Raw genomic sequence first — 21,861 nt, forward strand, 5'->3', positions numbered from 1 at the left:
TGCGGGCGGGGCCCCCGGGCCCCCGGGCGGGGGGGGGGGCGTCCCCCCCCCCCCCCCGCCCCCGCACGACCATGTGGGGAGCCACTTCATGTACGACTACGACCTGCTGGTCGTGGGATCGGCCAACGCCGACCTGGTGATCGGTGTGGAGCGCCGACCGGGCGCCGGGGAGACGGTGCTCGGCTCGGACCTGGCCGTCCACCCGGGCGGCAAGGGCGCGAACCAGGCGGTCGCGGCCGCCCGGCTCGGGGCCCGTACGGCCCTGCTGGCCCGGGTCGGCGACGACGGGCACGGCCGGCTGCTGCTGGACTCGCAGCGGGCGGCCGGTGTCGACACGGTGGGCGTGCTGGTGGGCGGGGCGCCGACCGGGGTCGCGCTGATCACGGTGGACCCGTCGGGGGACAACAGCATCGTCGTCTCGCCGGGCGCCAACGGCCGGCTGACGCCGGCGGACGTGCGCGCGGCGGCGAGCCTCTTCCACGCCTCCCGGGTGGTCTCCGCACAGCTGGAGATCCCGCTGGAGACGGTGGTGGAGGTGGTGCGGAACCTGGCGCCGGACAACCGGTTCGTGCTGAACCCCTCGCCGCCGCGCCCACTGCCGTCCGAGGTGCTGGCGGCCTGCGACCCGCTGATCGTCAACGAGCACGAGGCCAGGGTGATCCTGGGCGAGGCGTGCGTGAGCGAGGATCCGGAGGACTGGGCGCGGCTGCTGCTGGCGAAGGGCCCGCGCTCGGTGGTGGTGACGCTGGGCGGGCAGGGGGCCCTGGTGGCCTCCTCCGACGGCGTCTCCCGCGTCCCGTCCGTCACCGTGCACGCCGTGGACACCACCGGCGCGGGTGACGCGTTCACCGCCGCGCTGGCCTGGCGGCTGGGCGCGGGCGAGTCCCTGGCCGAGGCGGCGGCGTACGCGGCCCGGGTCGGGGCGGCGACCGTCACCAGGGAGGGGGCGCAGGCCTCCTTCCCGACCGCCTCGGAGGTCGCGGCTCTGTGCTGTGCCGACCCGGGGGACGGGTCGCGAGGTGAGTCCCGGTGAAGAAGCACGGGATCCTCAACCGCCACCTCTCCGGCGCGCTGGCCGGACTCGGGCACGGCGACGGGGTGCTGGTGTGCGACGCCGGCATGCCGGTACCCGACGGGCCGCACCTGGTGGACCTGGCCTTCCGGGCCGGGGTGCCGTCCTTCGCCGAGGTGGTCGAAGGGCTGCTGGAGGAACTGGTGGTCGAGGGCGCGACGGCGGCGACCGAGGTGCGGCAGGCCAATCCGGCGGCGGCACGCCTGCTGGCGGGGCACTTCCCCCGCCTCGAGCTGGTGCCGCACGAGCGGCTCAAGGAGCTGACGGCCGGCGCGCGGCTCGTCGTCCGCACCGGCGAGGCACGGCCGTACGCGAACGTGCTGCTGCGCTGCGGGGTGTTCTTCTGACGTCCCTGTCCGACATCTCTGTCCGACATCTCTGTCCGACGTCCGCTGACCGGCGTCGGTGAGACTTCGAGGGGGCCCGGTCCGTCGACCGGGCCCCCTCGCTTCCCTCCCCGTCAGAACCCCTACAAGCCCCCCCGGGTCCCCCTCCAGAAGTCCTGACGCACAGTACGACCGGCGAAGTGCGGGGAGGGTTGCACGGTCTCTCCGGATTTTTTTCCCGGCCCGGTTCCCTACGGCGTTCCCCGGACAGGAAGCAGCCGTCCGGTACGCGTCGGGGGCCGTGGGGCGATGCTGGTGCGGGAGTTCCGGACCCCTGCTGCGCAGCGACGGCTTCCGGGCCGTTTCGGGGCGGAGCACCTCGTCGTGGCCGACAGCAGCCTCTCCTACGACTACGGCGTCCGGATCAACAGGTCGCCGGAGCGGTCCACGCCGGTGGTCGTCGGCGTGCCCCGGGCCCGGCTGCCGCTGCCGCCCCGCGCGGTCCGGCGTTGCCGCCCGTGCCCCGGTCCCGGTGGACCGGGGCACGGGCGGCACGCTGTACCGCCGGCTGACCGACGTCGCCCGGCGGGCCGACGGGTGCACGCAGGCCGACGTACCGACGCCGGCCTCGGTGACCACGGATCTGCTCGCCTCCGTGCTCGGCGGCTGTCCGGACTCCGAGGACGCGCTGCCCCCGGAGTCCCGCCCGGCGTCGCCGAGGCGTCGGTGCGTTCTAAGCGGCGTGCTCCGCGAACCGTGCCGCCGTTTCGGCCAGCACCTCGCGGCCGTCCCGGGCCCACAGGCCGTCGTTGAACAGTTCGACCTCGATGGCGCCGGTGTAACCGGCCGCCTCCACGTACCCCTTCCACTCCCGCATGTCGATCGAGCCGTCGCCGATCTGGCCGCGGCCGTTGAGGACGCCCTCGGGCAGCGGGGTGGTCCAGTCGGCGAGCTGGAAGGTGTGGATACGGCCCTGGGCGCCCGCGCGGGCGATCTGTGCGGGCGCGGTGTCGTCCCACCAGATGTGGTACGTGTCGACGGTGACGCCGACCTGGTGGGCGGGGAAGCGTTCGGCGAGGTCGAGGGCCTGGGCGAGCGTGGAGACCACGCAGCGGTCCGAGGCGAACATCGGGTGCAGCGGCTCGATGGCCAGCTTCACGCCGTGCCGCTCGGCGTACGGGCCCAGCTCCGCCAGGGCGTCCGCGATGCGTTCCCGGGCGCCGCGCAGGTCCTTGGAGCCGGCGGGCAGACCGCCGGAGACCAGGACGAGCGTGTCGGTGCCGAGGGCCGCCGCCTCGTCGACGGCGCGGCGGTTGTCGGCCAGGGCGCGGGCCCGCTCGTCGGCGTCGATCGCCGTGAGGAAGCCGCCGCGGCACAGCGTCGTCACCGTCAGTCCGGCGTCGCGCACCAGCTTGGCGGTGGCCTCCAGGCCGTACGCCTGCACCGGTTCGCGCCACAGGCCGACGTTGCCGATGCCCAGTTCGCCGCAGGCCTCCGCCAGTTCCGGCAGCGACAGCTGCTTCACCGTCATCTGGTTGACGGAGAAGCGTTCCAGGCCCTGTCCGTTGCTCACTGGGTCACTCCGTACATCGCCAGGAGGGTCTTCATCCGGTCCTCGGCCAGCTTCGGGTCCGGGAACAGGCCGAGGCCGTCGGCGAGTTCGTAGGCGCGGGCGAAGTGCGGCAGGGAACGGGCCGACTGCAGGCCGCCGACCATCGTGAAGTGCTCCTGGTGGCCGGCCAGCCAGGCCAGGAAGACCACGCCGGTCTTGTAGAAGCGGGTCGGGGCCTGGAAGAGGTGACGGGACAACTCGACGGTGGGGTCGAGGAGCGCGCGGAAGCCGGCCACGTCGCCCGTGTCCAGGACGCGGACCGCCTCGGCGGCCAGCGGGCCGAGCGGGTCGAAGATGCCGAGCAGGGCGTGGCTGAAGCCCTGCTCGTCGCCCGCGATCAGCTCGGGGTAGTTGAAGTCGTCGCCGGTGTAGCAGCGCACGCCCTGCGGCAGGCGGCGGCGCAGGTCGACCTCGCGCTGGGCGTCCAGCAGGGAGATCTTGATGCCGTCGACCTTGTCCGGGTGGGCCGCGATCACCTCCAGGAAGGTGTCGGTGGCGGCGTCGAGGTCGCTCGACCCCCAGTAGCCCTCCAGCGCCGGGTCGAACATGGGGCCCAGCCAGTGCAGGACCACCGGCTCGGCGGCCTGGCGCAGCAGGTGGCCGTAGATCTCCAGGTAGTCCTCGGGGCCGCGCGCGGCGGCGGCCAGCGCCCGGGAGGCCATGAGGATGGCCTGGGCGCCGGACTCCTCGACGACCGCGAGCTGCTCCTCGTAGGCCGCGCGGACCTCGGCGAGCGTGCCCGAGGTGATCTGGTCGGTGCCGACGCCGCAGGCGATCCGGCCGCCGACCGCCTTGGCCTCGGCGGCGGAGCGGCGGATCAGCTCGGCCGCGCCCGCCCAGTCCAGGCCCATGCCGCGCTGGGCGGTGTCCATGGCCTCGGCGACGCCCAGCCCGTGCGTCCACAGGTGGCGGCGGAAGGCGAGGGTGGCGTCCCAGTCGACGGCGGCCGGCGAGTCGGGCGTGACGTCGGCGAACGGGTCCGCGACGACGTGCGCCGCCGAGAAGACCGTGCGGGAGGTGAGGGGCGTGCCGGGGGTGACGGCGAGCGGCTCGGTGCGCGGCTCGTAGGAGCGGAACCCGCCCCGGAAGTCGGGCAGTCGGATGGTCACAGCGTGATCTCCGGTACGTCGAGGCGGCGGCCCTCGGCCGAGGACTTCAGGCCCAGCTCGGCGAGCTGGACACCGCGGGCGCCGGCCAGCAGGTCCCAGTGGTAGGGGGCGTCGGCGTAGACGTGCTTGAGGAACAGCTCCCACTGGGCCTTGAAGCCGTTGTCGAACTCTCCGTTGTCGGGGACCTCCTGCCACTGGTCGCGGAAGACCTCGGTGACGGGGATGTCCGGGTTCCAGACGGGCTTGGGGGTGGCGGAGCGGTGCTGGACGCGGCAGCCCCGCAGGCCGGCGACGGCGGAGCCCTCGGTGCCGTCGACCTGGAACTCGACGAGTTCGTCGCGGTTGACGCGGACGGCCCAGGAGGAGTTGATCTGGGCGACGGCGCCGCCCTCCAGCTCGAAGACGCCGTAGGCGGCGTCGTCGGCGGTGGCGTCGTAGGGCTTGCCGTTCTCGTCCCAGCGCTGCGGGATGTGGGTGGCGGTGAGGGCCTGGACGGACCTCACGCGGCCGAACAGCTCGTGCAGGACGTACTCCCAGTGCGGGAACATGTCGACGACGATGCCGCCGCCGTCCTCGGCGCGGTAGTTCCAGGACGGGCGCTGGGCCTCCTGCCAGTCGCCCTCGAAGACCCAGTAGCCGAACTCGCCGCGCACGGACAGGATGCGGCCGAAGAAGCCGCCGTCGATGAGCCGCTTCAGCTTGAGCAGGCCGGGCAGGAACAGCTTGTCCTGGACGACGCCGTGCTTGATGCCGGCCCCGTTCGCGAGGCGGGCCAGCTCCAGGGCGCCGTCGAGGCCGGTGGCGGTCGGCTTCTCGGTGTAGACGTGCTTGCCCGCCGCGACGGCCTTCCTGATGGCCTCCTCGCGGGCGGAGGTGACCTGGGCGTCGAAGTAGATGTCGACCGTCTCGTCGGCGAGGACCGCGTCCAGGTCGGTGGAGACGTGCTCCAGGCCGTGCCGTTCGGCCAGCGCCCGCAGCGCGTGCTCACGACGGCCGACCAGGATCGGTTCCGGCCACAGCACGGTGCCGTCACCGAGGTCGAGGCCGCCCTGCTCGCGCAGGGCCAGGATGGAGCGGACGAGGTGCTGGCGGTAGCCCATGCGCCCGGTCACACCGTTCATGGCGATACGCACCGTTTTGCGTGTCACGTCGTTCCCTTCGTACGCGGTCCTCGCGCCGCGTACGTCCCGCCCGTCATCCGCCGGCCGGTGAGGGTGCGCGGTGACTGGTGAACGTGACAGCAAGCGCTTTCTATGTAGACAGAAGCTAGCCTCTGAACGGCGGTCCGGACAAGACCACGGCGAGCCGGACTTGTTCGAGGGGGCGAACAACCGGGCGTGTGGCCGTAGGGTCTGCTCGGAACCACGGCCCTGGGTGTGGGTGTGTACGACGGCGTACGACGGTGTACGACGGGATGCGCGAGGCGGAGGACGAGACATGACGGTGACCCTGGCGGACGTGGCGGCTCGCGCGCAGGTCTCCCCCGCGACGGTGTCGCGCGTGCTCAACGGGAACTACCCCGTGGCCGCTTCCACCCGCGAGCGGGTGCTGAAGGCCGTGGACGAGCTGGACTACGTGCTCAACGGCCCCGCGAGCGCCCTGGCCGCCGCCACCTCCGACCTGGTGGGCATCCTGGTGAACGACATCGCCGACCCGTTCTTCGGGATCATGGCGAGCGCGATCCAGTCCGAGATCGGGGGGCCGGGCGGGCGCGCGGGCGGGGAGAGACTCGCGGTCGTCTGCAACACCGGCGGCTCCCCGGAGCGCGAGCTGACCTACCTCACCCTGCTCCAGCGGCAGCGGGCGGCGGCGGTCGTGCTGACCGGCGGCGCCATCGAGGACGCGGCGCACAAGGCGGCCATGGACGCGAAGCTGCGCAAGCTGGCGGACGCCGGGACCCGGGTGGTGCTGTGCGGCCGGCCGCCGGCGCCGGAGGCCGGGGCGATCGCGCTGACCTTCGACAACCGCGGAGGCGGCCGGGACCTCACCGAGCACCTGATCGGCCTCGGCCACCGCCGCCTCGGCTACATCGCGGGCCCCGAGGAGCGCACGACCACGCGTCACCGCCTCGAAGGGCACCGGGCCGCGCTCACCGCGCACGGCATCGAGGAGGACCCGCGCTGGACCGTCCACGGCCGCTACGACCGCCGGTCCGGTTACGAGGCCACGCTGGAACTCCTGCGCCGGGACCCGACGTTGACGGCCGTCGTCGCCGCGAACGACACCGTCGCCCTCGGCGCGTGCGCCGCCCTGCGGGACTCCGGCCTGAGCATCCCCCGGGACGTCTCGGTGGCCGGCTTCGACGACCTGCCGTTCAGCATCGACGCGGTACCGGCACTGACGACGGTGCGGCTGCCGCTGGCGGAGGCGGGGGCCCGCGCCGGGCGCATCGCCATGGGCCGCGAGGAACCACCGCCGGGCGGGATCGCCTCGGTGCGGGGGGAGTTGATGGTCCGGGGGTCCACCGGGGCGCCACGGCGGTAGGCGGCCCGACCCGGCGGCAGGCGGACCGGCGGCCCGCACCGCCGGGAGACGTACGGCCTCCCGGCACCGCGCGGCCGGCCGCACCCCATCCGGACACAGGAACCGCCGGCGAACCGGAGCACGCGGGTCCCGGACACACCGCAGACGGCCCGGCGGCAGACGGCCCGCACCGCCGGGAGGTGTCACCTTTTCTCACCGTCGCCCGCTGCCCGCCTCCGCCACCGTCGCCACGGCTTCGTCCTCACCGCCGAGAAGCCGCACCGCTCCTTCGGGGAGGACCTGGTCGGCCGGGACCGGCGGCCGAACCCGGGCGCGACACCCGAGTGGCGAGGGGGGAGTCGTCCCCGGGGGCGCGGGTAGGTTCGTTCCCATGAAACTGGCGTTCTCCACCCTCGGTGTCCCCGGTCTGCCCCTCACCGACGTGCTGCGCCTCGCGACCGCGCACGGCTACCACGGCGTCGAACTGCGCGCGCACCCCGAGGAACCGGTCCACCCCGGCCTCTCCTCCGCCGAACGCGCCGACGCCGCCGCCGAGTTCAAGGCGTCCGGCGTCGAGGTCCTGGGCCTCGCCGGATACGCGCGGGTGGCCGCGCCGGGCGACGACGAACCCGTCCTCACCGAGATCCGCGCCCTGCTCGACCTCGCCCGCGACCTCGGCGCCCCCTTCGTCCGCGTCTTCCCGGGCGGTGCCCCCGGGCAGAGCCCCGAGGAGGCGGACGCGACGGCCGCCCGCCGGCTGGGCACGGCCGCCGAGTACGCCGCCGACCTCGGCGTCCGCGTCCTGCTGGAGACCCACGACTCGCACCGCACCGCCGCCGACGCGATGCGGATCCTCGGGCTGGTCGGCCACCGCCAGGTGGGCGCCCTGTGGGACGTGATGCACACCTGGCTCGGCGGCGAACAGCCCGCGGAGAGCTTCGCGGCCCTCTCCCCCCACCTCGGCTACGTCCAGGTCAAGGACATCGCCTCCGCCGACGACACGACCCCGCTCCCCCTCGGCGCCGGCGTCCTCCCCCTCGCCGACTGCGTGGAGGTCCTCTCCCGGCACGGCTGGGACGGCTGGCTGTGCTGGGAGTACGAGAAGCGCTGGTACGCCGACGCCACCCCGCTCCCCGACCTGCTCACCCCCGGCCGGCAGCACCTGGCCCGCCTCCTCAACGAGTCGGCCTGACCCGGCGGGGCCGCGGGAGCAAGCCGCCGGGCGGGGCCCGCGCCGAAATTCACTCGTCCGGGCCGCACACGGGCGGGTAGTGTCCGCGCGTGCCTCAGCCCGCGCCCCTCCCCGCCGTTCCGTCATGAGCCTCACCCGCACCCTGATCGACGTGCGGCCCCTGCGCACGTCCCCGCTCTTCCGGCGGCTGCTGATCGGGCGGACGGTGTCCGTGCTCGGCAGCTTCATGACCATGGTCACCGTCATGTACCAGGTCTGGGAGATGACGCGCAGCGCGGCCTGGAGCGGTGCGGTGGGCCTCGCGCAGGCGCTGCCGATGGTCTGCTTCGGGCTGTTCGCCGGAGCCTGGGCCGACCGGGGCGACCGGCGCCGGATCTACCTGGGTGCGACGGTCGGTCAGGCGGTCTGCTCCCTGCTGCTCGCGGTCCAGGGCTTCACCGGGCACGTACCGGTGGCCGGGGTGCTCGCGCTGGTCGCGGCGCAGTCCGCCTGCGCGGCGGTCGGCGCTCCCGCGGCCGGGGTGTTCGTCCCGCGCCTGCTGCCCAAGGAGCAGGTGGCCTCCGGGCTCGCGCTCTACCAGGTCACCGGCCAGGCGATGATGCTCGTCGGCCCCGCCCTCGGGGGCCTGCTGCTCGGCTGGTTCGGCATCGGCGTCTGCTACCTGCTCGACGCGCTGAGCTTCCTCCTCTCCTTCTACGGCGCGTTCGGTCTGCCCGCGCTGCCGCCCGAGGGGGAGCCGTCGCGGGCCGGTCTGCACGGGGTGCTGGACGGTCTGCGCTTCATGGCCGGCCACCGGGTGGTGCGCGGCGCGCTGGTCACCGACCTCGCCGCGACGGTCCTGTCGATGCCCTCCAGTCTCTTCCCGCTGGTCAACGAGGAGCGTTTCGGCGGCGATCCGCGCACGCTCGGTCTGTTCCTGTCGGCACTCGCGGTCGGCGGCGTCCTGGCGTCCGCGCTGTCCGGTGCGGTGACCCGCCGGGGCCGGCCCGGCCTCGTCATGCTCTGGGGCGCGGGCGCCTGGGGCGCCGCGCTGGCCGCGTTCGGCCTCATGAGCAGCCCGTGGGTGGGCCTGGGGCTGCTGGTCCTGGCCGGCGCGGCCGACGCCCTGTCGGTGCTCTCCCGCACCACGATCGTGCAGACCCGCACGCCCGACGCCCTGCTGGGCCGGGTCACGGCCGCCGAGACGATCGTCGGGCAGGCCGGTCCCCACCTGGGCAACGTGCGCGCGGGGCTGGTGGCCGGCGCGACCTCGGGCGCCACGGCCCTGGTGGCCGGCGGACTGCTGTGCCTGCTCGCGGTGTGCTACGTCGGCGCGAGCACACCGGAGTTGCGCGACGGTGCGCTCGCGCCGGAAGAGCGCTGACCGGCCGGCCCGGTGGTCGGCGCGGCCCACCGCCGGCGGGGGCCGCCGTCTCCCGGCCCGTGTCCGGCGGGCCGGGCGGTCCGCGGCGCCGCGCGGGTCACGCGGTCCCCGCCGGGCTCGCGGCCGCCCCCTCCTCCAGCCGGCGCCGGCGCTCCGGCCACTCCCCGGCCGTGGCCGAGCGGAGCGGGGAGTCGCGCAACCGGCCCTCCTCGCCCGGCACCCGGGTGTACGCGTGAGTGTCCCGGTCCTCCGCCGCCCGGGCCGGGTCGGCCGCGTGCCGGTGCTCCAGCGGCTCCAGCCGTACCAACGCCCCCGGAGAACGGGACCCTCCAGGACGGGACCCACCGTACGATCCCCCTTCGCGGCCGCCCGGACACCTCGTGGAACGCCGGGAAGCCTTCCGTACCCGCCCCGCGCCGTCGAACGGAGTTCCCGGCGCGCACGCGCCCCCTCATGACCGGCCGCCGGCCGCCCCCGGCGCCGGGGCGTCCGCGGCGCGGGCCGGAGGCGCCGCGGGGCGCCGTCGCACCGTCACCGACGCCATCGCCACCCCGCCCACCAGCAGCGCCGCCGCGCACCACCTGAGCGGGGTCACCGACTCGCCCAGGAACAGCGCGGCCGACGACATCCCGAAGACCGGGACCAGCAGCGAGAAGGGCGCGACCGTGGAGGCGGGGTGGCGGCGCAGCAGCCAGCCCCAGGCGCCGAAGCCGAACACCGTGGCGATCCAGGCGACGAAGAGCACCGTGCCCGCGCCCCGCCAGTCCAGGCCGGCCAGCGCCTCCAGGTCCCGCTCGGGGCCCTCCAGCAGGAGCGACAGGGCCAGCAGCGGAAGCACCGGCACCGTGCTCACCCAGACCATGAAGTTCAGGGCGTCCGGGGGTGCCGCCCTGCGGGTCAGGATGTTCGAGGCGCCCCAGCAGGCCGCCGCCGCGACGACCAGGGCGAAGCCGCCGAGCGGGCCCGAGGCGCCCTCGTCGACCGCCGCGACACCGATCCCCGCCAGCGCCACCGCCATGCCCGCGAGGCGGACGCGGGAGGGACGTTCGCCGAGGAGCGCGAAGGCGAACAGGGCCGTGAACACCGCCTGGATCTGGAGCACCAGGGACGACAGCCCGCCCGGCATCCCCGCGTCCATCCCGACGAACAGCAGCCCGAACTTGGCCACCCCCAGCACCAGCCCCACCCCGACGATCCACTTCCACGCCACCTTGGGCCGTCCCACGAGGAACACCGCGGGGAGCGCCGCCACGAGGAAGCGCAGGGCGGAGAAGAGCAGCGGCGGGAAGTGGTCGAGCCCGATCTCGATGACGGTGAAGTTCACGCCCCAGACGGCGGCGACGAGAACGGCGAGCAGCAGGTGGGAAGGTCGCACACGTCAAGGATCACCGCCCGCGACACTTCAGCACCAGCGACGGTTCCTGCATGGTTGGATGAAGCACCGCTAACCGATCGGGAGCCGTCCATGCTCGACCTGCAGCGTCTGCGCGCCCTGCACGCCGTCTCCGTCCACGGCACCGTCGGCGCCGCCGCCACGGCACTCGGGTACACCTCCTCCGCCGTCTCCCAGCAGATCGCCAAGCTGGAGCGGGAGACCAGGACCGTCCTGCTGGAACGGGAGGGCCGGGGCGTGCGGCTGACCGACGAGGCGCACCAGCTCGTCGCTGCCGCACAGGAGTTGCTGGCCATCGTGGAGCGCGCGGAGACCGAGCTGGAGGAGCGGCGCGGGGTGCCGGCCGGGCGGCTGACCATCGCGGCGTTCGCGTCGGCGGCGCGCGGCCTCATGCCGCCGGTACTGGCCGACCTGGCCCGGCGGCACCCCGCGCTCGACACCCGGCTCACCGAGATCGACCCGCACCTCTCCGTGGACCTGGTGGCCAAGGGCGCCGTCGACCTCGTCGTCGCGCACGACTGGGACATCGCGCCGCTGCCGGCCCCGGCGGGCGTGGAACAGGCGGCCGTCGGGGACGACCTGTGCGACCTGCTGGTGCCCGAGGGGCATCCGTTCGCGGGGCGCACGGCGGTGCGGCGGGAGGAACTGGGCGGCGAGCGGTGGATCTGCCAGCCGCCGGGGCGGGTCTGCCACGAGTGGCTGGTGCGCACCCTGCGCACCGCCGGGCACGAACCCGAGATCGTCCACCAGGCCGACGAGAACCCGACCCTGGTCGCCCTGGTCGCGGCCGGGCTCGGCATCGCGCTGATCCCCCGGCTGGGGCGCGGCCCGCTGCCCGAGGGGGTGGTGGAGGTGCCGCTCGACCCGATGCCCGTACGGCGGCTGTACGCGCTGTGGCGCACGGGCGCGGCCCGCCGCCCGGCGATCGCGGAGACGGTCCGCACGCTGTGCGCGCACTGGCCCGGGGTCTCGGCGCACACACCCCGCTGACCCCGGCCGGACCCCCGGTCCCGATTTCGGGAAATCCACCGGGACCGGGGAACCCGTCCGCACCGCCGCCCGTCCCATCCGCAGGCTGCCGGATGAGTCTCCGTGGCGCGGTGTCGGCCCTCGCTGCCGGCTGCGATCGCTGACCCACCCTCTCCGCCGTGCCACGGCCGGCAGCACGCCGTCATCGGCGCGCCCCCCTCCTGCTGCGCCGATGACGGCCCCTCCTCGGTTACTGTGCATTCCCTTGACTGGCAGAAACTTCCCGGATATTGGTGACCTCCTGGAAGTTTCCTTCAGCGGATCCCCGGTCCCCGCGGATCACCTCCCAAAGGAGCGCACGTGCCCGACAGCAGCACGGGAAGCACGGGAAACACCGCACGTCCGTCCAGACGCACCGTCCTCGCCGCGACGGCGGGCGTCACCACCGCCCTGGCGGCCGGCGGCACCGTCCGGGCCGCCGCCGGGCCCTCCGCCCCCGACGACAGGAAGCTGCGCGCCCTCGTCTCCCGGATGACGCTCGAGGAGAAGGTCGGCCAGCTGTTCGTGATGCGGGTGTACGGTCACTCCGCCACCGAGCCGGACCAGGCCGACATCGACGCCAACCTCAGGGAGATCGGCGTCCGCACGGCCGCCGAACTGCTCGCCAAGTACCGGGTCGGCGGCATCATCTACTTCGCCTGGGCGCACAACACCCGTGAACCGCACCAGATCGCCGACCTCTCCAACGGCATCCAGGAGGCGTCCCTCGGTCTGCCGCGCGGACTGCCGGTGCTCATCTCCACCGACCAGGAACACGGCATCGTGGCCCGCGTGGGCGAGCCCGCCACCCTGTTCCCCGGCGCGATGGCCGTCGGCGCGGGCGGTTCGCGGTCCGACGCCCGCACCCTCGGCCGGATCGCCGGGCGCGAGCTGCGGGCGCTGGGCATCCGCCAGGACTACGCCCCGGTGGCCGACGTGAACGTCAACCCGGCCAACCCGGTCATCGGCGTACGGTCCTTCGGCTCCGAACCGGACGCCGTGGCGGAGCTGGTGGCCGCCGAGGTCGCCGGGTACCAGCACTCGGGGGTCGCGGCGACCGCCAAGCACTTCCCCGGGCACGGCGACACGGTCGACGACAGCCACGCCAAGCTCCCCTACATCCACCACACCCGCGAGCAGTGGGAGCGGCTCGACGCGCCGCCGTTCGAGGCCGCGATCGCCGCGGGCATCGATTCGATCATGACCGCGCACATCGTCGTCCCGGCGCTCGACGACTCCGGGGACCCGGCCACCCTCTCCCGCCCGATCCTCACCGGCATCCTGCGCGAGGAGCTCGGCTACGACGGGGTCGTGGTCACCGACTCCCTCGGCATGGAGGGCGTGCGCACCAAGTACGGCGACGACCGGGTGCCGGTGCTGGCGCTGAAGGCGGGCGTGGACCAGCTGCTCAACCCGCCCTCGCTCGATGTGGCCTGGAACGCCGTGCTGCGGGCCGTCCGGGACGGCGAGCTCACCGAGTCCCGGCTCGACGAGTCGATCCTGCGCATCCTGCGGCTGAAGGCGAAACTGGGCCTGTTCACGGACCCGTACGTCAGCCGGGCCGGCGTCGACCGCGCCGTCGGCACCCGGGCGCACCTGGCCGCGGCCGACCGGATCGCCGAACGCACCACCACCCTGCTGGTCAACGAGCGGAACCTGCTGCCGCTGTCGCGGCGCAGGCAGCCGAAGCTGCTCGTCGTCGGCGCCGATCCGGCCTCCCCGTCCGGTACGACCGGGCCGCCGACCCGTGTGCTCGCGGGCGCGCTGACCGAGCTGGGCTTCACGGCCACCGCCCTGTCCACCGGCACGGCACCGTCCGCGGCGACCGTCGCCGAGGCGGTGGCGGCGGCGCGGGACGCGGACGCGGTGGTCGTCGGGACGTACAACGTCACGGCGAGCAGCCGCCAGAAGACGCTGGTCGAGCAGCTCCTGGCGACCGGCACGCCGGTGGTGGCGGTGGCGATCCGCAACCCGTACGACGTGGCCCACCTGCCCGGCGTCCCGGCGTATCTCGCGGCGTACTCCTGGACCGACGTCGAACTGCGGGCGGCGGCACGGGTGATCGCGGGGCGCGTGGAGCCGCGCGGGACGCTGCCGGTGCCGGTGCAGCGGGCGGACGACCCGGCGACGGTGCTGTATCCCGTCGGGCACGGGCTGAGGTACCGGTGACCCGGCCGCGCGTACCGACGCGGGCGTAGCCCCCGTACGCCGCACACCCGGCGCACTGCCTCCGACGTGCGCAAAACACCCGGTATGTCTGGCGCGGCCCGCTGCGGCGGGCCACGCTGGACGGGGTGTTCGGGGGGATGACGATGCGGGCGAGAACGTATCCGGGGGCGGTGTGCGCGCTCGCGGCACTGCTGACGGGCTGCCAGAGCGCACCGGGCGGCGGGACCGGGCAGGACGGCCGCCCCGGCGAGCAGCGCACGGCGACCGTGTCGCCGGCGCCGGCCCGGCCGTCCGGGTACGGGGCGGTGTTCCTCGCGATCGACGAGTGCAGCTCCTTCGGCCGGACCAGCTTCACCGAGGTGCCCTGCGCGAGTGAACGGGCCGCGGCCCGGGTCGTCGCCCGCCACGACGGCACCGCGCGCGACGGGCCGCGCTGCCCGGCGACCACGGACTTCGTGCTGCACATCAGCGAGCAGCGCCCCTCCTCCGACGAGGACGGCGACGGCGCGGTGCCGCAGGGCTACGCCTGCATGCGCAACCTCCAGCCGCCGCACCCGGGCGATCCGGGCGGCGGGGGCGGTCCGCGCACCATCGTCGGCGACTGCGTCCACGACCTGGGCGACGGCAGGGTCCGTGAGACGGCGTGCGACGGCGAGGGGAAGCGGAAGCCGGAGTACAAGGTGACGAAGGCCGTGGACACCCGGTCGCAGTGCCCGGCGTCCACGGCCCTCTACGTGCGGCTCGGCGGCACGTCACCGGTGGGCTGCGCCCGCCCGGTGTAGTCCCGCCCCGCCGGCGTCCCTACGGGCGCAGCGTCCGCTCGTGCTCGACGCCGCGCTTGTCCAGCTTGGCGTCGAACTTCGCCAGCGGCTTGGCCGCCGCCGGGTTCTCCTGGACCGCGCTCGGGGCGACGTCCGCCCACTCGAGAATGCGGGCCGTGGCGAACGCCTTCTCCTTCTCGACCAGCCCGGCCACGTTGGCGCCGTGGTTCATGCCGGGGGCGGTGAGGACGTAGGAGTCACGCGCACCGTGCCCGAGGCGGAACGGCTCGGCGCCCCACGGGTCGTTCTCGCCGTAGACGAACAGCATGTGCCGCGCGTTGTGGCGGACCCAGCGGTCGACGTCCCGCATGGCCGACGGCTCGAACCTCATCGGGATCGAGCGGGGGACGAAGTTGCGCGGCGGCTGGTAGCCGTAGCGGATGTACTTCTTCTCGATGTGCGGGAAGTGGATGGTCGGCGCGCCCAGCTGCGTGCCGGCCTGGTAGTAGTACGGCGTGTACGGGCTCAGGCCCTGGTCGGTGTAGAACGAGAAACCGGAGATCGTGTCGATCGAGGTCCAGATCTCGTCGTCGGTGGCGTTCTTCGCGTCCGCCGGGACCTGCTCGCAGTCCTTCGGCGTGCTGTACTGCCAGAAGCCCCACACGTAGTCGAGGACGACGGCCTCGTACGCCCGGTCCAGGCTGCCGATGGTGTCGAAGGTGTAGCCGTTCTCGGCGGCGTACGCCTCGTACTTCTTCTCCAGCGGCTCACGGCGCACCAGCGCCTCGCGCTGCACCGCGTTCAGCCGGTCGCGGCACTCCTTGGTGCCGACGGTCGCGAAGAAGCGGTCGTAGGCCGAGTCCTCCTTGTTCACCACGTCGTTGGGGGCGACGTAGGCGACGACGCCGTCCATGTCGCGCGGGTAGAAGCGCTCGTAGTAGGTGGCGGTCATACCGCCCTTGGAGCCGCCGGTGGAGATCCAGTTCTTGGAGTAGATCCTCTTCAGCGCCGTGAAGATGCGGTGCTGGTCACTGGCGGCCTGCCAGATGTCCAGCTTGGACCAGTCGGCCGGGTCGGGCCGGGACGGGGTGAAGAAGCGGTACTCCATGGAGACCTGGTTGCCGTCCACGATCTGGGTCGGCTCGCTGCGGCGGGGCGTGGTGGACACGTTGTAGCCGCCGGTGTGGAAGACGGTCGGCCGTGCGACGTCCTTGTGCAGCACGGTGATCCGCTGCTGGAACGTGCCCTCGGAGGGCCTGCGGTGGTCGACCGGCTGGGTGTAGTTGAGGACGAAGAAGCGGTAGCCGGGGTACGGCTTCTCCTCGACCAGGCTCATGCCCGGGACGGAGAGCAGTCTCTCCTTGATGTCGGTGGTGCCGGTGGCCTCCGGCTCGGCGGCGGTGGCCGCCCCGGCCGTACTCATGGTGCCTATGAGCACCGTGAGCGCCAGCAGCCATCTGAGCGCCTTGCGCATGCGCACTCCCCTGTGAGACATATGTGCGCCGGAAGCTAGCGGACCAACTCCCCGCGGCACCAGGGGACATAGGGAAAACCCTGCGTACCGGCCCGTCGCGGGCCGTACGGGGCGGCGGGGTTCAGCACAGGATCCAGCCGGAGCTGACGGATCCTCGGCCCACGCGGCCCTTCACCCAGACGCAGCGGCGGCCGGCGTGCACGGTCACCGGGCCGGCGTGGTGCGTGAAGCGGCCCTCGTCGACGACCGGACGGCCGCCGCGCGCCCGCACGCTCACCGACATCGGCCGCCTGGTGCCGGGCTTCTCGGCGAAGGTGACGGCGCAGACGTAGCCGCCGCGCTTGTAGACGACCACGGAGCCGGTGGAGAACGGCAGGGTGCGGACCTTGCGGCCGGGGCAGGGCGCGGCGGCGTGCGCGTCACCCGGCGCGGCGACGGCGAGCAGCCCCGCGGCGGTCAGCACCGCCAGGCCGAGCGCGAGTCGCCGGCGTATCGCTCCACTGCCCACTGTCGTTCCTCCCCGTACCGCGCCTGCGCGACCAACGACGTACGGGTGTACGGACGCCCGGCGCGGGCCGGATGGTTGCTCCCCCCGTCCTGCGGGCGCCCTCGGGCGGGGTCAGCGGGAGGCGCCGACCGGCTCCTCGGGCTCGGTCTGTCCGATGAACGTCCGCCACAACGCGGCGTACCGCCCGTCGCGGGCCAGCAGCTCCTCGTGCGTGCCGTCCTCCGCGACCCGCCCGTGGTCCATGACGACCACCCGGTCGGCGCGGGCGGCGGTGGTCAGGCGGTGGGCGACGACCAGGGTGGTGCGGCGGCCCGCCAGCCGGTCGGTTGCCTGGTTGACCTGGGCTTCGGTGGCCAGGTCGAGCGCGGCCGTGGCCTCGTCGAGCAACAGGATGTCGGGGTCGACGAGTTCGGCACGGGCCAGCGCGATCAGCTGGCGCTGGCCGGCGGAGAGGTTGCGGCCGCGTTCGGCGACCTCGTGCAGGTAGCCGCCCTCCAGGGTGGCGATCATCTCGTGCGCGCCGACCGCGCGGGCCGCCGCCTCCACCTCGGCGTCGGTGGCGTCCGGGCGGCCGTAGGCGATGGCGTCGCGGACGGTGCCGGGGAAGAGGTACGCCTCCTGCGGGACGACGCCGAGCCGGTGCCGGTAGGCCGTGAGGTCCAGGTCCCGGATGTCCGTGCCGTCGACGGTGACCCGGCCGCCGGTGGGGTCGTAGAACCGGGCCACCAGCTTGACCAGGGTGGACTTGCCGGCGCCGGTCTCGCCGACGAAGGCGACGGTCTGCCCGGCGGGGATGCGCAGGTCGATCCCGCCGAGCGCCTCCTCCGCCTTCCCCCCGTCGCCGGAGGCGTAGGAGAAGTGCACGTCCTCGAAGGCGATCTCCCCTCGCAGGGACGGCACGTCGACCGGCTCGTCGGCGGCCTTGGTGGAGGTCGGCTCGCGCAGCAGCTCCTGGATGCGGCCGAGCGAGACGGACGCCTGCTGGTAGCCGTCGAAGACCTGGGAGAGCTGCTGCACGGGGGCGAAGAACAGGTCGATGTAGAGCAGGTACGCCACCAGCGCGCCGGTCGTCAGCGTCCCGTCGTCGACCCGGGCACCGCCCACGATCAGCACCGCCGCCGCCGCCGTCGAGGACAGGAACTGCACGAACGGGAAGTACACCGAGATCAGCCACTGGCCCCGGACGCGGGCGTCGCGGTAGCTCGTGCTGCGCTCGGCGAACCGGCGTCCGCCGTCCCGCTCCCGGCGGAACGCCTGCACGATCCGCAGCCCGGACACCGACTCCTGCAGGTCGGCGTTGACCGCGGACACGCGCTCGCGGGCCAGCTCGTACGCCTTCACGCTGGCCCGGCGGAAGAACCAGGTGGCGACGATCAGCGGAGGCAGCGTGGCGAAGACGACCAGGGCGAGCTGCACGTCGATCACCAGCAGGGCGATCATGATGCCGAAGAAGGTGACCACCGAGACGAACGCCGTCACCAGGCCCGTCTGCAGGAACGTCGACAGGGCGTCGACGTCGGTGGTCATCCGGGTCATGATCCGGCCGGTCAGCTCGCGCTCGTAGTAGTCGAGGCCGAGCCGCTGGAGCTGGGCGAAGATCTTCAGCCTGAGCGCGTACAGGACGCGTTCGCCGGTGCGTCCGGTCATCCGGATCTCGCCGGTCTGCGCCGCCCACTGGGCGGCCACGGTGAGCAGGGCGAGCAGCGAGGCGGCCCAGACCGCGCCGAGGGCGGCCTGGGTGACGCCCTCGTCGATGCCGTGCCGGATCAGCACCGGCAGCAGCAGGCCCATGCCGGCGTCCACGGCGACGAGTCCGAGGCTGACCAGGAGCGGCAGGCCGAAGCCGCGCAGGAGGCGGCGCAGGCCGTAGGAGTCCTCCGGCCGGACGGCGTGGGCCTCGTCGACGTCGGGAACGTCGGTCGCCGGGGGCAGCGCCTCGACCTGGGCGAGGAGTTCCGGGGTGGCCGGGGTGCCGGACAGGGCGGTGTCCTTGGGCTCGCGGTCGCCGGTCCACAGCCGTGGGGTGACCCCGCGCTCGGCGTCGAACTCGGCGTCCAGCTCCGCGCGGACGGAGGTGTCCTCGTCCTGCGGTTCCGCGGGCGGGGTGTGGCCCGGGGAGACGGCGCCGAGTTCGTCGGGGTCGGTGAGCAGCCGGCGGTAGAGGGCGCAGCGCCGCTGGAGCTCGTCGTGGGTGCCGATGTCGACGAGCCGGCCGGCGTCGAGGACGGCGATGCGGTCGGCGAGGCCCAGAGTGGAGCGGCGGTGGGCGATCAGCAGGGTCGTGCGGCCCCGCATGACCTCCCTGAGCGCCTCGTGGATCTCGTGCTCGACGCGCGCGTCCACGGCCGAGGTCGCGTCGTCCAGGACCAGCAGGCGCGGGTCGGTGAGGATCGCGCGGGCCAGGGCGATGCGTTGGCGCTGGCCGCCGGAGAGGGTCAGTCCGTGCTCGCCGACGGTGGTGTCGTAGCCGTCGGGCAGCTCGGTGATGAACCGGTCGGCCTGGGCCGCGCGGGCGGCGGCGACGATCTGCTCGTCGGTGGCGTCCGGACGGCCGTAGGCGATGTTGCCGCGCACGGTGTCGGAGAAGAGGAAGGAGTCCTCCGACACCAGCCCGATCGCCGCCCGGAGGGACTCGGTGGTCAGCTCGCGCACGTCGTGGCCGCCGACGAGGACCGCGCCGCGCGTGACGTCGTAGAAGCGCGGCAGGAGCAGGGCGACGGTGGACTTGCCGGAGCCGGAGGAGCCGACGACGGCGAGGGTCTCGCCCGGGCGGATCTCGAAGGAGAGGCCGTCGAGGACCGGGTGCCCGGGGTCGTAGCCGAAGGAGACGTCGTCGAACTCGACGGTCGCGGGGGCGTCGGCGGGCAGTTCCTTGGTGCCGTCGGTCAGGGACGGCTCGGTGTCGATCAGTTCCAGGACGCGCTCGGTGCTCGCGCGGGCCTGCTGGCCGACGGTGAGGACCATCGCGAGCATCCGGACCGGGCCGACGAGCTGGGCGAGGTAGGTGGAGAAGGCGACGAACGTGCCCAGCGTGATGTTCCCGCGCGCGGCGAGCCACCCGCCGAGCGCCAGCATCGCCACCTGGCCGAGGGCGGGGACGGCCTGGAGGGCGGGGGTGTACCGGGAGTTCAACCGGATGGTGCGCAGCCGCCCGGCGTACAGGCGGCGTCCGACCTCGCGCAGCTTGCCGGTCTCCTGCTCCTCCTGCCCGAAGCCCTTCACCACGCGGACGCCGCTGACCGCGCCGTCGACCACACCGGCGACGGCGGCCGCCTGGGCCTGGGCGTACCAGGTGGAGGGGTGCAGCCGGGTGCGGCTGCGCCTGGCGATCCACCACAGGGCGGGGGCGACGGCGAGGGCGACGAGCGTGAGCGGCAGCGACAGCCACGCCATGATCACCAGCGAGATCAGGAACAGCAGGAGGTTGCCGATCGTCATCGGCAGCATGAAGAGCAGGCCCTGGATCAGCTGGAGGTCGCTGGTGGCGCGGCCGATGACCTGCCCGGTGCTCAGCTCGTCCTGACGGCGGCCGTCGAGCCGGGTGATCGTCCCGTACATCTCGGTCCGCAGGTCGTGCTGGACGTCGAGGGCGAGCCGCCCGCCGTAGTAGCGGCGGATGTAGGTGAGGACGTAGACGACGAGCGCGGCACCGATCAGGGCGCCCGCCCAGGGGGCCATGGCGCGGCTGTGGTCGCCGATCACGTCGTCGATGATCACCTTGGTGATCAGCGGGACCAGCGCCATCACGGCCATGCCGCCGAGGGAGGAGCCGAGGGCGAGGACGACGTCCTTGGGATGGCGCCACGCGTATCCGGCCAGTCGTCGTGCCCATCCCCGTTGCGGTGTCACGCGGGTGCCCTCCGTTCGACCTGATCTACCGGAAGGCACCAACGCGATCAGGAGCGGATTTCATCCCTCCGCAATGATCGGGAACGGTCAGACCCGTACGCGGAGAGCGTAGAAGCGGGTCGTCTGGACGTCGTTCTGGTTGTCGTCACTCACCAGGAGCACCTTGAGGCGGCCGTGGCCGCGCCCCGTGATCACCATGCCCTCGATGTTGTCGAGCAGCGGGTTGGGCTGGGGCTGCTCGGCGGTGGCGCCGAGGGAGGGGCAGTGGACGAGGTCGGCGAGGAGGGTCTTCTCGAACGCGGCGCGGTGCCGGTCGGCCAGGTACAGCCGGACGGTGTTGCCGACGCCGGAGGTGAAGCCGCGCTCCAGGACGAGCAGGCGCCCGTCGGGGGTGGCGGTGACCTCGGAGACACCGAGGCCCCGGTCGACCCGGTAGGTGTACTGGGCGCCGAGCCGGAAGGATCCGTGCGCGCTGCGCTGCCAGGTCTGGAAACGGACCAGGTCGGCGGGGTCCCCGGCAAGGGGGTACTCCATCGACGCGAGCAGGGTGCGGCCGCCGGGGAGGAGGGTCAGCCCTTCGAAGGTGCCGTTGGCCCGGGCGGGTCCCTCGGGGGCGGTACGGAGGGCGTCGGGCACGGGGAGCCGGCCGAGGACCTTCCCGTCGCGGGAGTGGCGGCGCACCGAGGGCTCGGTCTCGGAGGAGACGAGGTACGTGCCGTCCCGGTCGACGACCAGTCCCTCGGAGTCGAGCCCGTTCCCTTCCTCGTCGGTGAGCGGGACGACCCCCTCGGGCTCGAGGGTCCGGGCGTCCAGCCGGAACAGGGCGGAACGGTCGGAGAGGGCGACGAGCGAGCCGGTGGGGGTCCCCCCGCTCGAGCGGAGCCGGGAGCGGGGGAGGTCGACGGCGAGCGCGGAGAGGTTGCCGACGTAGGTGCCGTCGTACGTCGTCTTGTCGAGCGCGTCGGAGAAGCGGTCGAGGGAGACGGACGGCGAGCAGGCGCGGGGCGGGGTCGCGCCGGCGGGCGCGGCGGCGGTCAGGCAGCCGGCCGCCGTGAGGGCGGCGGTGGCGGTGGCGAGGAAAGTTCTCAGGCGCATGGGCGTCACCGTAGGGCGGCTCGGTGACGCCCGTTCCCCTCTTACCGACACATGACCGCCACCTCGCCTTCACCCTGACGCATACATGTCCATGTCACGCTTCTCGCGGCTGCTCTTTCAACCCGCGTAGAACGGACGCTCCCACATGCCCGTGACCCTCATACGCCGCCGCTGGAAGACCGTCGCCCTGGCCGCGTCCGCCGCCCTGGTCGGTCTCACCGTCCCCGCCCTGACCGCGCCGCCCGCCGGTGCCGCGACCACCGTCGCCGCCTCGACCACCGCCGGCGCCTCGACCACCCCGTACGACGACACCTACTACGCCGGCGCGATCGGCAAGACCGGCCCGGCCCTGAAGGACGCCCTGCACACGATCATCAGCGATCAGACGAAGCTGTCGTACTCGGCCGTCTGGAACGCCCTGAAGGTCACCGACCAGGACCCGGACAACAGCGGCAACGTGATCCTGC

17 protein-coding genes and 2 pseudogenes are annotated in these 21,861 nt (G+C 73.7%); 10 read left to right on the forward strand and 9 right to left on the reverse strand.

The window, feature by feature from the left end; all coding sequences use genetic code 11:
* The first annotated feature begins 88 nt into the window (after window positions 1–88).
* Both RIM90_RS18470 and rbsD read left to right on the forward strand, forming a co-directional pair.
* Window positions 89–1,033, forward strand: coding sequence for a ribokinase (locus RIM90_RS18470; RefSeq protein ID WP_309061818.1), 945 nt, complete (start codon window positions 89–91; stop codon window positions 1,031–1,033).
* A complete protein-coding gene (gene rbsD / locus RIM90_RS18475; protein WP_309061819.1) occupies window positions 1,030–1,419 on the forward strand; it encodes a D-ribose pyranase in 390 nt (129 codons plus the stop codon). Before RIM90_RS18470 ends, rbsD begins: the two co-directional genes overlap by 4 nt.
* Before the next feature lie 712 nt (window positions 1,420–2,131).
* On the opposite strand, the gene RIM90_RS18480 is transcribed toward rbsD, so the two are convergent.
* From RIM90_RS18480 to RIM90_RS18490, 3 genes are read right to left on the reverse strand one after another with little or no spacing between them, the layout of a single operon-like run.
* Window positions 2,132–2,929, reverse strand: a complete 798-nt coding sequence (locus RIM90_RS18480) for a sugar phosphate isomerase/epimerase family protein (RefSeq protein ID WP_309061834.1) — start codon at window positions 2,927–2,929, stop codon at window positions 2,132–2,134.
* Window positions 2,930–2,967: 38 nt separating this feature from the next.
* Entirely contained in the window at window positions 2,968–4,119 is a 1,152-nt protein-coding gene (locus RIM90_RS18485; protein WP_309061820.1) for a dihydrodipicolinate synthase family protein, read from the reverse strand.
* Window positions 4,116–5,267, reverse strand: a complete 1,152-nt coding sequence (locus RIM90_RS18490) for a Gfo/Idh/MocA family oxidoreductase (RefSeq protein WP_309061821.1) — start codon at window positions 5,265–5,267, stop codon at window positions 4,116–4,118. Before RIM90_RS18490 ends, RIM90_RS18485 begins: the two co-directional genes overlap by 4 nt.
* A 289-nt stretch (window positions 5,268–5,556) precedes the next feature.
* Here RIM90_RS18490 and RIM90_RS18495 point away from each other — a divergent pair, with 289 nt between their 5' ends.
* The 4 genes and pseudogenes from RIM90_RS18495 (at window position 5,557) to RIM90_RS18510 (ending at window position 9,137) form a co-directional block, all read left to right on the forward strand.
* Window positions 5,557–6,603, forward strand: a complete 1,047-nt coding sequence (locus tag RIM90_RS18495) for a LacI family DNA-binding transcriptional regulator (RefSeq protein WP_309061822.1) — start codon at window positions 5,557–5,559, stop codon at window positions 6,601–6,603.
* A gap of 204 nt (window positions 6,604–6,807) precedes the next feature.
* Window positions 6,808–6,963: pseudogene (locus tag RIM90_RS18500) on the forward strand (MarR family transcriptional regulator); the annotation flags it as partial.
* A 10-nt stretch (window positions 6,964–6,973) separates the two neighbouring features.
* Window positions 6,974–7,774, forward strand: coding sequence for a sugar phosphate isomerase/epimerase family protein (locus tag RIM90_RS18505; RefSeq protein ID WP_309061823.1), 801 nt, complete (start codon window positions 6,974–6,976; stop codon window positions 7,772–7,774).
* Window positions 7,775–7,898: 124 nt separating this feature from the next.
* Complete coding sequence (locus tag RIM90_RS18510; protein ID WP_309061824.1) at window positions 7,899–9,137, forward strand: MFS transporter; 1,239 nt, start codon at window positions 7,899–7,901, stop codon at window positions 9,135–9,137.
* Window positions 9,138–9,234: 97 nt separating this feature from the next.
* Here RIM90_RS18510 and RIM90_RS18515 read toward each other — a convergent pair whose 3' ends face one another.
* Window positions 9,235–9,444 (reverse strand): hypothetical protein, encoded by a 210-nt coding sequence (locus RIM90_RS18515; RefSeq protein ID WP_309061825.1) that lies wholly within the window; start codon window positions 9,442–9,444, stop codon window positions 9,235–9,237.
* A gap of 144 nt (window positions 9,445–9,588) precedes the next feature.
* Window positions 9,589–10,512, reverse strand: coding sequence for an EamA family transporter (locus RIM90_RS18520; protein WP_309061826.1), 924 nt, complete (start codon window positions 10,510–10,512; stop codon window positions 9,589–9,591).
* Between the two features lie 90 nt (window positions 10,513–10,602).
* Here RIM90_RS18520 and RIM90_RS18525 point away from each other — a divergent pair, with 90 nt between their 5' ends.
* The 3 genes from RIM90_RS18525 to RIM90_RS18535 all read left to right on the forward strand — a co-directional run bounded on the left by RIM90_RS18525 (window position 10,603) and on the right by RIM90_RS18535 (window position 14,489).
* Window positions 10,603–11,520 (forward strand): LysR family transcriptional regulator, encoded by a 918-nt coding sequence (locus tag RIM90_RS18525; protein WP_309061827.1) that lies wholly within the window; start codon window positions 10,603–10,605, stop codon window positions 11,518–11,520.
* A gap of 339 nt (window positions 11,521–11,859) precedes the next feature.
* Window positions 11,860–13,707 (forward strand): glycoside hydrolase family 3 protein, encoded by a 1,848-nt coding sequence (locus RIM90_RS18530; protein ID WP_309061828.1) that lies wholly within the window; start codon window positions 11,860–11,862, stop codon window positions 13,705–13,707.
* 143 nt (window positions 13,708–13,850) lie between these two features.
* Window positions 13,851–14,489: a hypothetical protein gene (locus RIM90_RS18535; RefSeq protein ID WP_309061829.1), complete on the forward strand. Its 639-nt coding sequence runs from the start codon at window positions 13,851–13,853 to the stop codon at window positions 14,487–14,489.
* Between the two features lie 19 nt (window positions 14,490–14,508).
* Here the strand turns inward: RIM90_RS18535 and RIM90_RS18540 are convergent, their stop codons facing one another.
* The 4 genes from RIM90_RS18540 to RIM90_RS18555 form a co-directional block, all read right to left on the reverse strand.
* Complete coding sequence (locus tag RIM90_RS18540) at window positions 14,509–15,942, reverse strand: S28 family serine protease (protein ID WP_309061830.1); 1,434 nt, start codon at window positions 15,940–15,942, stop codon at window positions 14,509–14,511.
* Window positions 15,943–16,063: 121 nt separating this feature from the next.
* A complete protein-coding gene (locus RIM90_RS18545) occupies window positions 16,064–16,450 on the reverse strand; it encodes a hypothetical protein (protein ID WP_309061831.1) in 387 nt (128 codons plus the stop codon).
* Between the two features lie 111 nt (window positions 16,451–16,561).
* Window positions 16,562–20,299 carry an ABC transporter ATP-binding protein gene (locus RIM90_RS18550; RefSeq protein WP_309061832.1) on the reverse strand — a complete coding sequence of 1,246 codons (3,738 nt, stop codon included), beginning with the start codon at window positions 20,297–20,299 and terminating at the stop codon, window positions 16,562–16,564.
* Between the two features lie 87 nt (window positions 20,300–20,386).
* Window positions 20,387–21,394 (reverse strand): esterase-like activity of phytase family protein, encoded by a 1,008-nt coding sequence (locus tag RIM90_RS18555; RefSeq protein ID WP_309061833.1) that lies wholly within the window; start codon window positions 21,392–21,394, stop codon window positions 20,387–20,389.
* A 145-nt stretch (window positions 21,395–21,539) separates the two neighbouring features.
* Between RIM90_RS18555 and RIM90_RS18560 the strand changes: the two are divergent.
* Window positions 21,540–21,861 (forward strand): annotated as a pseudogene (locus tag RIM90_RS18560) (ribonuclease); the annotation flags it as partial.

It is taken from the genome of Streptomyces sp. (assembly GCF_031181555.1).
In the GTDB taxonomy this organism is placed as follows: domain Bacteria; phylum Actinomycetota; class Actinomycetes; order Streptomycetales; family Streptomycetaceae; genus Streptomyces; species Streptomyces fimbriatus.

Coding starts and splice junctions, on each gene's coding strand:
- RIM90_RS18555 (WP_309061833.1), bottom strand. CDS start 21,394: ATGCGCCTGAGAACTTTCCTCGCCACCGCCACCGCCGCCCTCACGGCG.
- RIM90_RS18495 (WP_309061822.1), top strand. CDS start 5,557: ATGACGGTGACCCTGGCGGACGTGGCGGCTCGCGCGCAGGTCTCCCCC.
- RIM90_RS18510 (WP_309061824.1), top strand. CDS start 7,899: ATGAGCCTCACCCGCACCCTGATCGACGTGCGGCCCCTGCGCACGTCC.
- RIM90_RS18540 (WP_309061830.1), bottom strand. CDS start 15,942: ATGCGCAAGGCGCTCAGATGGCTGCTGGCGCTCACGGTGCTCATAGGC.
- RIM90_RS18480 (WP_309061834.1), bottom strand. CDS start 2,929: ATGACGGTGAAGCAGCTGTCGCTGCCGGAACTGGCGGAGGCCTGCGGC.
- RIM90_RS18505 (WP_309061823.1), top strand. CDS start 6,974: ATGAAACTGGCGTTCTCCACCCTCGGTGTCCCCGGTCTGCCCCTCACC.
- RIM90_RS18525 (WP_309061827.1), top strand. CDS start 10,603: ATGCTCGACCTGCAGCGTCTGCGCGCCCTGCACGCCGTCTCCGTCCAC.
- RIM90_RS18470 (WP_309061818.1), top strand. CDS start 89: ATGTACGACTACGACCTGCTGGTCGTGGGATCGGCCAACGCCGACCTG.
- RIM90_RS18535 (WP_309061829.1), top strand. CDS start 13,851: ATGCGGGCGAGAACGTATCCGGGGGCGGTGTGCGCGCTCGCGGCACTG.